At 37.2% G+C, this 14,891-nt stretch carries 15 protein-coding genes and 2 rRNA genes (1 of these 17 only partly in view); 1 reads left to right on the top strand and 16 read right to left on the bottom strand.

Annotated elements, in window-relative coordinates:
- Nucleotides 1–163 precede the first annotated feature (163 nt).
- From yabG to metG, 5 genes are all read right to left on the bottom strand, one after another.
- The gene (gene yabG, locus EUC40_RS25670) at nucleotides 164–1,027 is read right to left on the bottom strand and encodes a sporulation peptidase YabG (RefSeq protein ID WP_001173739.1); all 864 of its coding nucleotides are present in this window, start codon (nucleotides 1,025–1,027) and stop codon (nucleotides 164–166) included.
- A 110-nt stretch (nucleotides 1,028–1,137) separates the two neighbouring features.
- Nucleotides 1,138–2,016 (bottom strand): 16S rRNA (adenine(1518)-N(6)/adenine(1519)-N(6))-dimethyltransferase RsmA, encoded by an 879-nt coding sequence (gene rsmA, locus EUC40_RS25675; protein ID WP_000651550.1) that lies wholly within the window; start codon nucleotides 2,014–2,016, stop codon nucleotides 1,138–1,140.
- On the bottom strand, nucleotides 2,013–2,570 hold the full coding sequence (gene rnmV, locus EUC40_RS25680) for a ribonuclease M5 (protein WP_000692830.1): 558 nt from the start codon (nucleotides 2,568–2,570) through the stop codon (nucleotides 2,013–2,015). Before rnmV ends, rsmA begins: the two co-directional genes overlap by 4 nt.
- 216 nt (nucleotides 2,571–2,786) lie before the next feature.
- The gene (locus tag EUC40_RS25685; RefSeq protein WP_156576864.1) at nucleotides 2,787–3,554 is read right to left on the bottom strand and encodes a TatD family hydrolase; all 768 of its coding nucleotides are present in this window, start codon (nucleotides 3,552–3,554) and stop codon (nucleotides 2,787–2,789) included.
- A 166-nt stretch (nucleotides 3,555–3,720) separates the two neighbouring features.
- Nucleotides 3,721–5,703 (bottom strand): methionine--tRNA ligase, encoded by a 1,983-nt coding sequence (metG, locus tag EUC40_RS25690; RefSeq protein WP_242660448.1) that lies wholly within the window; start codon nucleotides 5,701–5,703, stop codon nucleotides 3,721–3,723.
- Nucleotides 5,704–6,223: 520 nt separating this feature from the next.
- On the opposite strand from metG, the gene EUC40_RS25695 reads away from it, so the two are divergent.
- Nucleotides 6,224–6,508, top strand: coding sequence for a transition state genes transcriptional regulator AbrB (locus EUC40_RS25695; RefSeq protein ID WP_000843036.1), 285 nt, complete (start codon nucleotides 6,224–6,226; stop codon nucleotides 6,506–6,508).
- A 20-nt stretch (nucleotides 6,509–6,528) separates the two neighbouring features.
- Here EUC40_RS25695 and rsmI read toward each other — a convergent pair whose 3' ends face one another.
- From rsmI to EUC40_RS25750, 11 genes are all read right to left on the bottom strand, one after another.
- Nucleotides 6,529–7,404: a 16S rRNA (cytidine(1402)-2'-O)-methyltransferase gene (rsmI, locus tag EUC40_RS25700; protein WP_156576865.1), complete on the bottom strand. Its 876-nt coding sequence runs from the start codon at nucleotides 7,402–7,404 to the stop codon at nucleotides 6,529–6,531.
- Nucleotides 7,373–7,663, bottom strand: a complete 291-nt coding sequence (locus tag EUC40_RS25705) for a GIY-YIG nuclease family protein (protein ID WP_156576974.1) — start codon at nucleotides 7,661–7,663, stop codon at nucleotides 7,373–7,375. Before EUC40_RS25705 ends, rsmI begins: the two co-directional genes overlap by 32 nt.
- The gene (locus EUC40_RS25710) at nucleotides 7,650–8,390 is read right to left on the bottom strand and encodes a tRNA1(Val) (adenine(37)-N6)-methyltransferase (RefSeq protein WP_071710674.1); all 741 of its coding nucleotides are present in this window, start codon (nucleotides 8,388–8,390) and stop codon (nucleotides 7,650–7,652) included. Before EUC40_RS25710 ends, EUC40_RS25705 begins: the two co-directional genes overlap by 14 nt.
- A gap of 120 nt (nucleotides 8,391–8,510) precedes the next feature.
- Nucleotides 8,511–8,861 (bottom strand): DNA replication initiation control protein YabA, encoded by a 351-nt coding sequence (yabA, locus tag EUC40_RS25715; protein ID WP_000412062.1) that lies wholly within the window; start codon nucleotides 8,859–8,861, stop codon nucleotides 8,511–8,513.
- A 14-nt stretch (nucleotides 8,862–8,875) separates the two neighbouring features.
- Nucleotides 8,876–9,703, bottom strand: a complete 828-nt coding sequence (locus EUC40_RS25720) for a PSP1 domain-containing protein (RefSeq protein ID WP_000272429.1) — start codon at nucleotides 9,701–9,703, stop codon at nucleotides 8,876–8,878.
- A gap of 5 nt (nucleotides 9,704–9,708) precedes the next feature.
- The gene (holB, locus tag EUC40_RS25725; protein WP_156576866.1) at nucleotides 9,709–10,692 is read right to left on the bottom strand and encodes a DNA polymerase III subunit delta'; all 984 of its coding nucleotides are present in this window, start codon (nucleotides 10,690–10,692) and stop codon (nucleotides 9,709–9,711) included.
- A 35-nt stretch (nucleotides 10,693–10,727) separates the two neighbouring features.
- A complete protein-coding gene (gene tmk / locus EUC40_RS25730; protein ID WP_071710676.1) occupies nucleotides 10,728–11,354 on the bottom strand; it encodes a dTMP kinase in 627 nt (208 codons plus the stop codon).
- Nucleotide 11,355: 1 nt separating this feature from the next.
- Nucleotides 11,356–12,777, bottom strand: coding sequence for an aminotransferase class I/II-fold pyridoxal phosphate-dependent enzyme (locus EUC40_RS25735; protein ID WP_156576867.1), 1,422 nt, complete (start codon nucleotides 12,775–12,777; stop codon nucleotides 11,356–11,358).
- Nucleotides 12,778–12,848: 71 nt separating this feature from the next.
- On the bottom strand, nucleotides 12,849–13,028 hold the full coding sequence (locus EUC40_RS25740; protein WP_071710678.1) for a sigma factor G inhibitor Gin: 180 nt from the start codon (nucleotides 13,026–13,028) through the stop codon (nucleotides 12,849–12,851).
- A 190-nt stretch (nucleotides 13,029–13,218) separates the two neighbouring features.
- Nucleotides 13,219–13,334 (bottom strand): 5S ribosomal RNA (rrf, locus tag EUC40_RS25745).
- A gap of 48 nt (nucleotides 13,335–13,382) precedes the next feature.
- Nucleotides 13,383–14,891 (bottom strand): 23S ribosomal RNA (locus EUC40_RS25750); it runs 1,413 nt beyond the window's last position.

The raw sequence follows: 14,891 nt of genomic DNA on the forward strand, positions 1-14,891 counted from the left end.
ATTCATAGACAATATCATTATAAAAGCATCATGCGTTCGAATAGATAGAAGAAATACTATATTGTAAAAGTATCATTATGTAGTCTTTACGCTCTTACCACTTTTTATCCAAATTCATTTCATTCCCTTTCACATAAAAAAGCAAGATACATATGTACCTTGCTTACTCTTCATAGTGTTGAAAAGGTAATCCAGTTCGTAAAATCCCCCTCGTTTCAATCCCACCTAGTCCCTTTTCACCAGTAATCGTATTACGTACAACATCCCATACATTGACTCTCTCCATAAATGAGGTAAAACTAATTTTACCAACCACATATACAGGATCTAGTGCATGAATATTAATCCTGGACGGGGAACTAGCGAAGTTAGCACCTGCTCGAATTAACGCCTCGAAATGCGATTGACACGCCCCCGCAAAAATAACGAGTTGATCCAATGATGGATATTTTTTTCGCACTTCTCTAACAGCCTGTACAAAATGTCTTGAGTGCCTATATGCTGCTAAATCTCCCTTTACCCCTTTTGACTTTGTATAAGCATCATGCCCTGTAATAACTAAAATATCTGGACGAAAATGATCGATTAAGTCTACTACCTTTTCGTGCATCTCCGTTTCCTTACAATGAATACCCTGTACAGGAACACCGATTTTATTATATAAGTCTAAGCACTTACGTAAATATAAAGGATCCCCATCTATATGCAATACACGCCCTGGCATTTGAAAATAATTCACTTCACTTGTGTACCCACCAGTTGAAGTGTGTTCATGCCTTTGTTTCATCAATACATAATCTTGTTGGAATAAACGGTACGTACGCTCCATTGTCTCTTTTTCACGCTTCACTCTTTTTTTATGTTCTCGTTGATCTATACTAATTAAATCTTCAAGCGGCGCATCTGCCACGAGTCTAATTTCCTCTCCAAACAATATAGCTATCTCGCCTTTTATTTCTATAATACGAAAAAGGATATCCCTATTATGAGAATATCGTTCCACTAATTCTCCAACATGTAAAGCCATTCTCCTACCTCCAAACTCGTTAGGCCATCTTACCTGTTTTTAAAGTATGAATGTAGGAGAGAAAAGGTGACAAAAGGGACAGTTCAAGTTGAACTGTCCCTTTTATATTCTTATGATAATTTATGAAGAACTAATGCATTACTTAATGTTGCAAACTCCTCAATAGATAACGTTTCGCCTCTTCGCTTTGGATCAATTCCTACTTCTGTTAAAATTTGATTCAACAGCTCTTTATCTTTCGGGAAACCATTTAAATTATTTGATAAGTTATTCATTAAAGTTTTACGACGTTGCGCGAAGCTTGCTCGTACTACTTCAAAGAAGAACGTCTCATCCGCCACCTCTACAACTGGTTTCGGACGCTTTAGAAGACGAATAATTGCAGAATCAACATTTGGTTGTGGCACAAACACTGTACGTGGCACAGTCATGACTGTTTCTACCTCTGTATAATACTGAATAGCGATTGATAAAGAACCATACTCTTTCGTTCCAGGTTTAGCTGCTAAACGATCCCCAACTTCTTTTTGCATCATAACAACAAATCCACGAACAGGTAATTTCTCTTCCAGCAATTTAAATAAAATTGGCGTTGTAATATAGTATGGTAAGTTAGCTACTACCATTACATCTTGCCCTTCTTCAAATTGCTCACTAAACACCTCATGTACATCTGCCTTTAGTACATCTTTATTGATAACTGTAACGTTGCCATATGGAGCTAATGTCTCATCTAAAATCGGTAATAACCTTTGATCAATTTCAAAAGCCACTACTTTTTTAGCACGCTTCGCTAATTGTTCTGTTAATGCACCGATACCTGGTCCAATTTCAATTGCACCACTTTCTGAACCAATTTCAGCGTGATCAACGATACGATTTAATACATTCGTATCAATTAAAAAATTTTGCCCTAAACTTTTTTTGAATGAAAATCCATACTTTTCAACAATGTCTTTCGTACGATTTGGTGTTGCGATATCCTTCATTTTCTTTCCTCCTGTATGACTTGCTTGTAAGCTTCTGCAAATGATTCTTTTGAAACTTGAAACATTTGTAAACGTTTATGTAACTGTTTTGCATTTGTATAACCAATCTTTAATAGCTTACCCATTCTTTCTCTGCGACTCTTTGCCATTTCTCCGCCCACTAAACCTGCATCGACTAGATCGCTCCAACTAATTTCACTTGTGTAAGCTTCCATTTCTTCATGTATATTCTCTAAAGCACGGCGAATTGATTCATTAGAAGCATGTTCAATTCCGACACCTTTTTTCCTCTTAGCAAGTGCTTCTTCCTTCGGTAAAAAAGCATGTTTACATCCAGGCACCTTATCAGAAATAATTTTTCGAATACGCTCTCCAGGATAATCCGGATCTGTGAAAATAATAACGCCTCGTTTTTGCAGCGCTAATTTAACTTGCTCAATAACATGATCACCGATTGCTGAACCGTTCGTTTCAATTGTATCCGCATCAACAGCACGCTTAATCGCAACTGTATCATCTTTACCTTCTACAACGATAATCTCTTTAATTTTCATGCTTGCCTCCACACTCGTTTCGTCTCTACTTAGTAAAACAAAAAAATGACGACTTTTCCATTATTATTTTCCCCATTCTTGCATTTTAAAAAATAGAATGGCAAAAAATTTGTTCTCTCTCCTTATTGTAACACTTCCTCATTCGCCTTCGTTTTCTCTACCACTTCTACTACTCCATTTCTCAAAAAATAAAAAGAATGGGCTCCCCCATTCTTTTTATTCAACACCAAATAAAGCTTTTGCATTCTTAGTTGTTACTTCCGCTACCTCTTCATAAGAAATTCCTTTTAAATTCGCAATTTCTTCTGCTACGAGTTTTACATAGCTCGGTTCATTTCGTTTTCCGCGAAATGGATGTGGTGTTAAATATGGACAATCTGTCTCAATTAACAATTTCTCTAGTGGAATCTCCACAGCAACTTCTTTTGGTTTCTTAGCGTTTTTAAATGTAACTGGCCCGCCCAACGAAATTAAAAAGTTCATATCAACGCATCGCTGCGCTACTTCAACACTACCGCTAAAGCAATGCATAATGCCTCCTACTTCAGCTGCATTCTCTTCCTCTAGAATATCAACAATATCTTGAGTTGCATCGCGGTTATGTATAATAATTGGTAATTTCACCTTTTTGGCTAATGCAATTTGTTTACGGAATACTTCCTTCTGTATTTCCTTCGGTGACTTATCCCAGTGATAATCTAAGCCCATTTCTCCAAGTGCAACGACTTTAGGATGGGAAGCAAGTTCTTCTAACCAAGCTAAATGTTCTTCTGTCATGTCGATTGCATCCACAGGATGCCATCCAACCGCAGCATAAATAAAATCATAAGCTTCCGCTAATTCAATCGCCTTTTTTATCGTTACTTCATCAAATCCAACAACAACTGTATATGTAACTCCCGCTTCTTTCATTCGTGCAATAACTTCTTGTAAATCTTCTTCAAATTGCTCTGCGTTCAAATGTGAATGTGTATCAAACAACATAATACATAACTCCTTTTATATTGAAATCAAGTTTATTCTACAAAAATAAGCTTTTTAATAACTTAACGATAACAATACTACAATTTTAATGCAAAAATAGAGAGTGTAAAAAGAAAAAAGACGCTTCACACATGTTACACGTGAAACATCTCTTTTCTTGTCTTAATTACTTGATTTTTGTACCATTAGGCAGATTTTGATCGATTGATGCTAATGACAATACGCCATTCTCTTCACCTGCTAAAATCATACCTTGTGATAATTCACCGCGTAATTTTACAGGCTTTAAGTTCGTTACACAAATAACCTTTTTACCTTTTAGTTCTTCCGGAGAATAGAATTTTGCAATCCCAGAAACAACTTGACGCTTTTCTGTACCTAAATCAAGCTGAATTTTTAATAACTTATCTGCTTTTTTCACAGGTTCAGCCGATATTACTTCTGCTACTCGTAATTCTACTTTGAAGAAATCATCAATTGTAATTTCTTCTGCTTTCGGTTCTTCTTCTTTTTTCTCCTCAACTTTAGGAGCAGAACCTTTCATTTGTTCTTTAATATACTCTACTTCTACTTCCATTTCTAAACGTGGGAAGATTGGTTGTCCTTTTTCTACTTTTGTTCCAGCTGGAATACAGCCAATTGCAGATAGACTTTCCCAAGATTTATGCGCTTCATCAGTAAGGCCAAGTTGAGCAAACATTTTGCTCGGTGCCACTGTTAGGAATGGCATAAGCATAATACCTGTTTGACGAAGTACTTCCGCTAAATGAGCCATTACAGAAGCCAATTTCTCACGATCACTCTCATCTTTCGCTAGTACCCATGGTTGTGTTTCATCAATATATTTATTCGTGCGGCTAACCAATTGCCAAATTGAGCTTAAAGCTACAGAGAACTCCATATTCTCCATTGCTTCTTCTACTTTTTTCAATGTATCTTTTGCAAACGTTACTAATGTTTCATCAAACTCCGTTACATTTGCTTTATATGCAGGAATCTCTCCGTTAAAGTACTTATCAATCATAGCTACTGTACGATTTAATAAGTTACCTAAGTCATTTGCTAAATCGAAATTGATACGTTCAACAAATCCTTCTGGTGTGAACACCCCGTCAGATCCGAATGGAACTTCGCGAAGTAGGTAGTAACGTAATGCGTCTAATCCGTAACGATCAATTAATGTAACTGGATCTACTACGTTTCCTTTTGATTTACTCATTTTTCCGTCTTTCATTAAAATCCAACCATGAGCAAATACTTTTTTCGGAAGAGGTAAATCTAATGCCATTAAAATGATTGGCCAATAAATTGTATGGAAACGAACAATTTCTTTTCCAACTAAATGCACATCTGCTGGCCAGAATTTCTTATACTTCTCTTCATTTGCTGTTCCATAACCTAGTGCTGTAATGTAGTTAGATAATGCGTCAACCCATACGTAAATAACGTGTTTCGGGTTACCTGGAACACGAACTCCCCAGTCAAATGACGTACGAGAAACTGCTAAATCTTCTAATCCTGGTTTAATGAAGTTATTAATCATTTCATTTTTACGAGACTCTGGCTGAATGAAATGTGGGTTATCTTCATAGAACTTTAATAGTCTGTCGACATATTTACCCATTCTAAAGAAATATGATTCTTCACGAACAAGTTCTACATCGTGACCACTATCTGGACTTTTTCCTCCAACTACTTTATCGCCTTCCATAATTGGATCTACTAATTGATGCGCTGTATAGAATGTTTCATCTTGTACAGAATACCAACCTTCATATTCATCCAGATAAATATCACCTTGATCTACTAACTGCTTGAAGATTTTTTCGACAACATCTTTATGACGATCTTCAGTTGTACGAATAAAATCATCATAAGATATATCCATTTTTCCCCATAGTTCTTTAATTCCTGAAACAATGTTATCCACATACGCTTGTGGTGTAACATTTAATTCTTCTGCTTTCTTTTGGATCTTCTGCCCATGTTCATCAGTTCCTGTTAAATAATGAACATTGTATCCTTGCATACGCTTATAGCGCGCCATCGCATCTCCTGCTACTGTCGTATAAGCATGTCCAATGTGTAATTTTCCACTTGGATAATAAATTGGGGTAGTAATATAAAAGGACTTATTTTCCTCTGTCATTGTTTTGGACCTCCCGAATAACCTCATATGTATTTATAAACAGTATATCAAAAACTCATATATAAAGTGAAACTTTAATCAGTAAGGGGCTTGTTCATCTCCCGCTAATCATTTCCTTTCACCAAATGGACTTTTACCAACGGCCCGGCACTCACTTAACTTCTTTGTCCCAGCCTAATGTTGGGGTGGAAGTCTTACTATTCAAAAGTAATGGGATAGAAATGAGTTAATACTCAATATCCTTATCATCTATTACTCATATTTCAAAAAAATATACACCTTTCACACATAATATATAAACTTTTCAGAAAATAAAGTGAAATATGTGTAGAAATTACTCCCATTCTATTATATATAAGAAGTAAGAAATCTATAAATCTTTTTAAAAAATATAGAATTAAAGAATTGACGGAAATGTAAATGATTGGTATCATATGTCCATAGGGTATTTTGTCGAAAAATGACGAATCAAAAAATAGACTCGAAACTTATAAACTATTTATTTAGGAGGAAAAGAATTATGAAATCTACTGGTATCGTTCGTAAAGTTGATGAATTAGGTCGTGTGGTAATTCCAATCGAATTACGCCGTACTTTAGGTATTGCAGAAAAGGATGCTCTTGAAATCTACGTTGATGACGAGAAAATCATCTTAAAAAAATATAAGCCAAACATGACTTGCCAAGTAACTGGTGAAGTATCTGATGGTAACCTATCTTTAGCTGAAGGTAAAATTATCTTAAGCAAAGAAGGCGCTGAGCAAATCTTAAACGAACTTCAAGATTATATCGAAACAGCAAAATAAGCTTCTCAATTATGAGAAGCTTATTTTTTATCAACATGATAGGTTTGATATACGTCGCGTTTCGACAAATCTCGATCTTTAGCGACTGTTTTTATCGCCTCTTTTGAATTCATACCTTTTTCATTTATATAATGTTCAATATGATCATATACCGAAATAGGTTCCCACCATTGTTCTTCTGGGGCAGGTTCTTCCGTTGAACCAGCTACTAAAATACAAAACTCACCACGAACTTCATTTTGCTTTGTCCATTCAATCGCTTCCTCAACTGTCCCTCTAATAAATTCTTCAAATTTCTTCGTTAACTCTCGACATAATACAATTTCTCTGTTCCCCAATACTTCTTGCATTGAGATTAAAGTATCATCCAGACGGTGAGGTGCCTCATAAAACATCATTGTAGTTTGTACATATCGAAGTTTTTCTAATTCCAGTTTTCTTTCCTTTTTATTTCTTTGTAAAAACCCATAGAAATAAAATTGTTTTGTCTCAAGACCTGATGCAATTAATGCTGTAAGAGCCGCATTTGCCCCAGGAAGCGGAATTACGTGATATTGTTCAGCTACTGCCTCGACAACAATATCATAGCCTGGATCGGAAATACACGGCATACCAGCATCGCTTACGATGGCTACAGTCTTGCCTTCTTCTAACTTATCTAAAATTTTACGTCCACTTACTTCCTTATTATGCTCATGATAACTCATAACCGGTGTTTCGATTTCAAAATAATTACAAAGCTTCTTCGTTTGCCTTGTATCTTCCGCTGCAATAACATCTGCCTCTTTTAAAATGCGGATCGCACGAAATGTCATATCTTCTAAATTTCCAATTGGAGTCGGTACTAAATATAACATTCCTTTTTCAGTTTGCTGAAAGCTTTTTTGTTGCCACATATGGTTCTCCTTTTTGCATGTATTCTTCTTTTTGTTTTCTATTTAATTGCTTAAAATAATACTCTGCCTGCATAGCTGTACGCTTATCTTCATGAAATTCTATATACTTTAAAACAACAGGAAGTCTAGCACGCGTATACCTAGCCCCTTTTCCGCTATTATGCGTTTGAACCCGCTTCTCTATATGATTTGTATATCCAGCATAATAACTTCCATCAGAGCACTCTACTACATAAAAACAATGCTTATTCTTCTCCATATAAAATTGAACGAATCTCCTTTGTATATTCATTATTTTCTTCATATACAAAAAGAGGTGGCAATATTTTTAAATCTGCGTTTCCGTCCTTAATTCCTTCAATTAACAATGTATTCGCTTCTTTCCCTGCCTTAGGATAAACAAATCGTACACGCTTTGGTTCAATTTTATATTTACGCATTAATGTAACAATGTCTAGTAAACGACCTGGACGATGTACAAATGCTACTTTCCCACCCTGTTTTACTAGCTGACTGCTTGCAGATACAACATCCTCTAATGTACACATAATTTCATGACGAGCTATCGCCAAATGTTCATTCATATTTTTTTCAGAAGTTGCAGGTGTTTGGAAGTAAGGCGGATTACATGTGACAACATCATATTGATGACGGCCCAGTTTCTCCGGCATATCTTTTAAATCCCCATGTATTAAGTGAATTCTTTCTTCTAATTTATTATATTGAACGCTTCTTATTCCCATATCATATAAACGTTCTTGAATTTCCACACCTGTAATATTCCCTTTTGTTCTTGTACTTAATAGCAGAGGTACAACTGCGTTACCTGTACACAGATCGAGTAAATTACCTTTTTGAATTGGCACCCAAGCAAAGTCTGCAAGTAAAACAGCATCTAAAGAAAAATTAAATACCGATGGACTTTGTATAATTTTCATTTCTTGCGCTAATAAGTAATCTAAACGTTCATCTTCATATAAATTCATATACTACTCCTTTTCTTACCCTTAACCTACCCTATTGGATCTTCTACTAATATAAAACACATTTCGTTCTATTCCCATGTATAAAAAATTACCTTTCCAATTATAATTGGAAAGGTAATTTCACTTTTTATTTAAAAATGACAGACAGAATAAACAATCTCCCTCTTTACGTACACTTCCATAATGTAGATTACAAATATGAAAACCCTCTTGATACAGTCTTGCTAAATTATCGTAGCCTTCACCAATATCTGTCTTTGGCTTCACTTCTTTACGTTTTTGAGTTTTTTGTTTTTCTTTAATCTGCACTTCTTCAAAACGTTGTCGCAAATTTTCATTTTCCATTTTTATATGTTGGTTTTCTTCCAATAACTCTGCAAGATGTTGTTTTAATTCTCCCAACTGTTTATATAAATGTCCAATTTGCTCTTCCATACTAGAAACCGATGCAAAAATATCCTTTTTCTCCACAAGCACCCACCTCATTAATCTGTGGTTTGACTCGAAACGACCCCTTTATTCACTAATTCATCTAACGTATATTCTACTATCCGTTCCTTGTCTACTAGTTCCACTTGAATTAATCTTTCTAAAATATTTAATCCGATAACACGGCCAGTACCATGCGGGGTTTGTATACGTTGATCTAAATCAGGAAGTTGTTCCTTTGCTGCCTCATATTCATCATTCTCATATTTTAAGCAACACATTAAGCGACCACATAAACCAGAGATTTTTGCAGGATTTAATGATAAATTTTGATCCTTAGCCATTTTAATGGATACAGGTTCAAAATCTCCTAAAAAAGTAGAACAACAAAGCATACGACCACATGGACCAATACCACCAAGCATCTTCGCTTCATCACGAACACCAATTTGTCTTAGTTCAATTCTTGTCCTAAAAATTGCCGCTAAGTCCTTAACTAGTTCGCGGAAATCAATCCGACCATCCGCAGTAAAGTAGAAAATAATCTTATTACGATCGAACGTATACTCTACATCTACCAGTTTCATATCAAGATTATGCTCTACTACCTTTTGTTGACAAACTTGATATGCTTCTTTCGCAGCATGTTTGTTCTCTTCAACAATGGTACGATCATTTTCATTTGCAATACGAATAACTTTTTTCAGCGGTAATACAACGTCGTTTTCATCAACTTGCTTTTTGGTAATAACTACTTTTCCGTATTCAATACCTCTTACCGTTTCTACAATTACGAACTCATTTTCAGAGATATCGAACTGATTCGGATCAAAGTAATATACCTTTCCGGCCTTCTTAAAGCGAACACCTACTACATCATACAAAACGGTCATCCCTCCTGCAACCGCAACACTAACTGTTCGAACACAAGCTGCGCATTTACATTAGCGTTGATTCTATTTTTTGCCTCTAATATATTAAAGAGAGCTGATACAATGCGCTTCTGAGCATAGGAGAAAGATTCAAATATCTCTTTCTGCTCATGAAAAACAAGACGATCTTCTTCTCCAAGTTGAACATATAATAAATCCTTATAAATAAGGAGTAACATATCTAAACCTTGCTGTAATTGTTCTTTCTCTCCAAAGTGTTTTCCCCATTTTTCTTGTACAAAAAAAATAGAGGTTTTATCTTTTTCGAGCGCTTCACATAATTTTATCACTAAAGCTCGTCCTTGTGCAAACCATTCATCATCACACAAAGCTAAAGCTTCTTCAAAACTATTCGTAAGTTGTGCAGCAAGGGTCGCTAAAGGTGCTGTAATACCTTCATCCTGTAATCTTTTAATTAAAGATTCAGTAGGTAATGGTCTAAATGTAACAACTTGACAGCGAGATAAAATCGTATTTAAAATTTGATGACTTTGTTCAGTAAGTAAAATAGCTGTTGTATCACTACTTGGTTCTTCTAAAAATTTTAAGAGTGTATTCGCTGCGTTTGCTGTCATACGATCTGCATGCTCAATAATGTATACTTTTTTATTTGCCTCTAATCCTGTTTTTGAAAACTCTTCTTGTAAATCGTGAATTTGCTGCTTCTTAATAGATAATCCGTCTGGTTTAACAATATGTAAGTTAGGGTGGTTACCTGAATCAATTCGCTTACAATTTGTACATACGTGACAGGGCTCTACCCCATTCCTTTGGGAACAGAGAAAACTCTTTGCCATCTGAATTGCTGTCGCAAACTTCCCTGTTCCTTTCCCTCCCTCTAACAAATAAGCGTGGGATATACGCTCTTTTGCAATGCTATTCATCAACATTTTTACACCGATGGGCTGTATACCAGAAAGCTGCTCCCACGTCACCGTCATAATGCATACCTCACTTATTTCATTCTTTCCTTCTATTATAACAATTTCTCTTCTATAATCTGAACAACTTCTTCTATAAGTTGTTCCATTGGTTGATCAGCATTTACCACTACAATACGATCTGAGAAACGTTCTACAACTTGTAAATATCCTTCACGCACTCGTTTATGGAAAGAGATATCTTCCATGTCTAATCGATTCACTTCGCGTCCCGCATCTTTTTCAATTCTAGCTAAACCAACCTCGGGTTCAATGTCTAGGTAAATTGTTAAACTAGGCATGCAGTCTTCTGTTGCGAAACGATTGATTTCAAATACTTTATCCATACCTAATCCTCTTGCATAGCCTTGATAAGCTAAAGAGCTATCTATAAAACGATCACATAGCACAAGATAGTTTTCATTAAGCGCTGGCATAACCTTTTCCACTAAATGTTGTCTACGTGCAGCGGCATATAGAAGTGCCTCTGTACGTGCTTCCATCATCGTATATTCTTGTTTATGTAAAATCGTTCTAATATCCTCAGAAATTGCAATACCACCTGGTTCTCTCGTCGCCATTACCTTTTGTTCTTTTTGCTCAAAATATGGTAATAATCTTTTAATTAACGTTGTTTTACCCGAACCTTCTGGCCCCTCAATTGTTACAAATAATCCCTTCATCCTAAAACCTACTTTCTATATCATACACTTTCATATCTTTCGTGCTTCCTTGAAAACGAGCTCCTGTTTTCTCTAAATACATAATTTGCTCTTTATGTTCTGAAGTAATTCTTTCACCATACATAATCAATGGAATTCCAGGTGGATACGGAATTACCATTTCCGCCGCTATCATCCCAACCGCTTCTTCTATCGGTACTACTTTTGTTTTGTATCCTTCTAGTTGCTTATACGTATACGGTAAAGGAGTGAATTCTCTTTTATAAGTATAACGAATAGATTCGTTCTTGTCTTTCCTCTCATAATGTTCCAATGCTACTCGAATTATCTCTATAGCCTTCATGTACTCCTGACTTACTTGCAGAGGTAAAATAAATAGGACATTATATGGATCTGCCATTTCTGTATATATTCCGACCTTTTCAAACAAAGACTGTAATTCATATCCGGATAGCTGACAACGAGTTTGTACAGTAACCTTTAAATCATCTTGCAACGGATATTGTAAAACAGCTATTTGTGGAATAGAGTACAATCCTTTTTTAAATCCCCGTAAAAACCCAATAATTTCATCGTGACCTTTTTCTTTTATACTCGCTAGGGTAAAGCGCGCTATATCAAGAGAAGCCATAATTGGATATGACGGACTACTAGATTGTAGCATACTCAAATAAGTAGAAACTTTTTCTTTATCGACTAAATGACTATTTATATGTAAATAGGATCCCATTGTCATCGCAGGTAATGTTTTATGTGCAGAATGAACTACAATATCTGCACCATATTCTAATGCTGACTTTGGAAATGGGTCTCCTAAGCAAAAGTGTGCTCCGTGAGCCTCGTCCACTAAAACAGGGATTTTATGTGCATGTGCATAAGCAATACTTGCCTCTAAATCTATTCCCATACCATAATAATTAGGATGCGTTAAAATGAGAGCTTTAGCATTAGGATATTTTTCAATTGCTTCTATAATAACTTCATCATGAATTCCCACTGGCACGTTATACGCCTCATCAATCCATGGGTCTAGAAAAATCGGATTCGCACCCGCTAGTTTCAACCCATTAATGATTGATTTATGACAGTTTCTTTGCACAAGGACAATGTCATGCTCACCGCAGCAAGACAAAATCATTGCTAAATTTCCCACTGTTGAACCATTAATTAAAAAATAACTTTTTTTTGCACCATATACATCAGTTAACAATTGTTGCGCTTCATTTATACATTCAAACGGACTATGTAAATCATCTAATCCTGTTAACTCTGTTACATCAATGGATAGTATATCTTTAAACTCTCCAATAGCTTCCTGTGGGAAGTTTAAACCATTCTTATGACCTGGAACATGAAGAGATAGCGGCTCTCTTCCTTTAAACTCTATTAAAGCCTCATATAAAGGCATACGATTTTGATTCATATATACCTCTTCCTTATTATTCATTCTTTATCTATTATACAGAACAAAAAAAATAATAGGCATACGCCTATTTAAAAATATGATACTTCTAATTTTCGAAGTTGTTTTAAATAATGTATATATTTCGGATCATTCGTCTCGGTATTCACCATATCCTTTTCACATTCATGACATATCAAATTATTATAAACATATATACCTTCTTTTCTTTTTGTCTCACACACGATGCAAATTTCACTTTGTAATTTCATATCCTTTCCTCCCCTATTTTAATACACATATTTTGTACTACTATTCCTTAACAATTTACAGAAAAATATACATCAATCTCTTATATAATATGATTTACTCTTGGGCAACGTGTTTGTATTACCTTTACTTCTTTCACATATTGTTTAACAACATAAAAAAACACGAGTCAAATGACTCGTGTTTTAAGTTGCTTGGCGACGTCCTACTCTCACAGGGACAAGGTCCCAACTACCATCGGCGCTAGAGAGCTTAACTTCCGTGTTCGGTATGGGAACGGGTGTGACCTCTCTGCCATCATCACCAAACTATGAAGGCATATTCCTTCAAAACTAGATAACATTGCTACATATTATATGGTTAAGTCCTCGATCTATTAGTATTCGTCAGCTCCACATGTCACCATGCTTCCACCTCGAACCTATCAACCTGATCATCTTTCAGGGATCTTACTAGCTTACGCTATGGGAAATCTCATCTTGAGGGGGGCTTCATGCTTAGATGCTTTCAGCACTTATCCCTTCCGCACATAGCTACCCAGCTATGCCCTTGGCAGAACAACTGGTACACCAGCGGTGCGTCCATCCCGGTCCTCTCGTACTAAGGACAGCTCCTCTCAAATTTCCTACGCCCACGACGGATAGGGACCGAACTGTCTCACGACGTTCTGAACCCAGCTCGCGTACCGCTTTAATGGGCGAACAGCCCAACCCTTGGGACCGACTACAGCCCCAGGATGCGATGAGCCGACATCGAGGTGCCAAACCTCCCCGTCGATGTGGACTCTTGGGGGAGATAAGCCTGTTATCCCCGGGGTAGCTTTTATCCGTTGAGCGATGGCCCTTCCATGCGGAACCACCGGATCACTAAGCCCGACTTTCGTCCCTGCTCGACTTGTAGGTCTCGCAGTCAAGCTCCCTTATGCCTTTGCACTCTACGAATGATTTCCAACCATTCTGAGGGAACCTTTGGGCGCCTCCGTTACACTTTAGGAGGCGACCGCCCCAGTCAAACTGCCCACCTGACACTGTCTCCCGGGTCGATAAGACCCGTAGGTTAGAATTTCAATACAGTCAGGGCGGTATCCCACCAGCGCCTCCACCGAAGCTAGCGCTCCGGTTTCAATGGCTCCCGCCTATCCTGTACAAACTGTACCAAAATTCAATATCAGGCTACAGTAAAGCTCCACGGGGTCTTTCCGTCCTGTCGCGGGTAACCTGCATCTTCACAGGTACTATAATTTCACCGAGTCTCTGGTTGAGACAGTGCCCAAATCGTTACACCTTTCGTGCGGGTCGGAACTTACCCGACAAGGAATTTCGCTACCTTAGGACCGTTATAGTTACGGCCGCCGTTTACTGGGGCTTCAGTTCAGAGCTTCGCTTACGCTAACCCCTCTCCTTAACCTTCCAGCACCGGGCAGGTGTCACCCCCTATACTTCGCCTTACGGCTTCGCAGAGAGCTGTGTTTTTGCTAAACAGTCGCTTGGGCCTATTCACTGCGGCTTTCCGTTAAGAAAGCACCCCTTCTCCCGAAGTTACGGGGTCATTTTGCCGAGTTCCTTAACCAGAGTTCTCTCGCACACCTTAGGATTCTCTCCTCGCCTACCTGTGTCGGTTTGCGGTACAGGCACCTTTTATCTCGCTAGAAGCTTTTCTTGGCAGCGGGGAATCAAAGACTTCGCTCCATAAGGAGCTTCCCCATCACAACTCAGCCTTCACGATAAGCGGATTTGCCTACTTATCAGCCTAATTGCTTGGACGTGCACAACCAATCGCACGCTTCTTCTATCCTTCTGCGTCCCTCCATTGCTCAAACGATAAAGAGGTGGTACAGGAATATCAACCTGTTGTCCATCGCCTAC

Origin of the sequence: Bacillus luti, assembly GCF_009739945.1 — a bacterium.
Classification (GTDB): domain Bacteria; phylum Bacillota; class Bacilli; order Bacillales; family Bacillaceae_G; genus Bacillus_A; species Bacillus_A luti.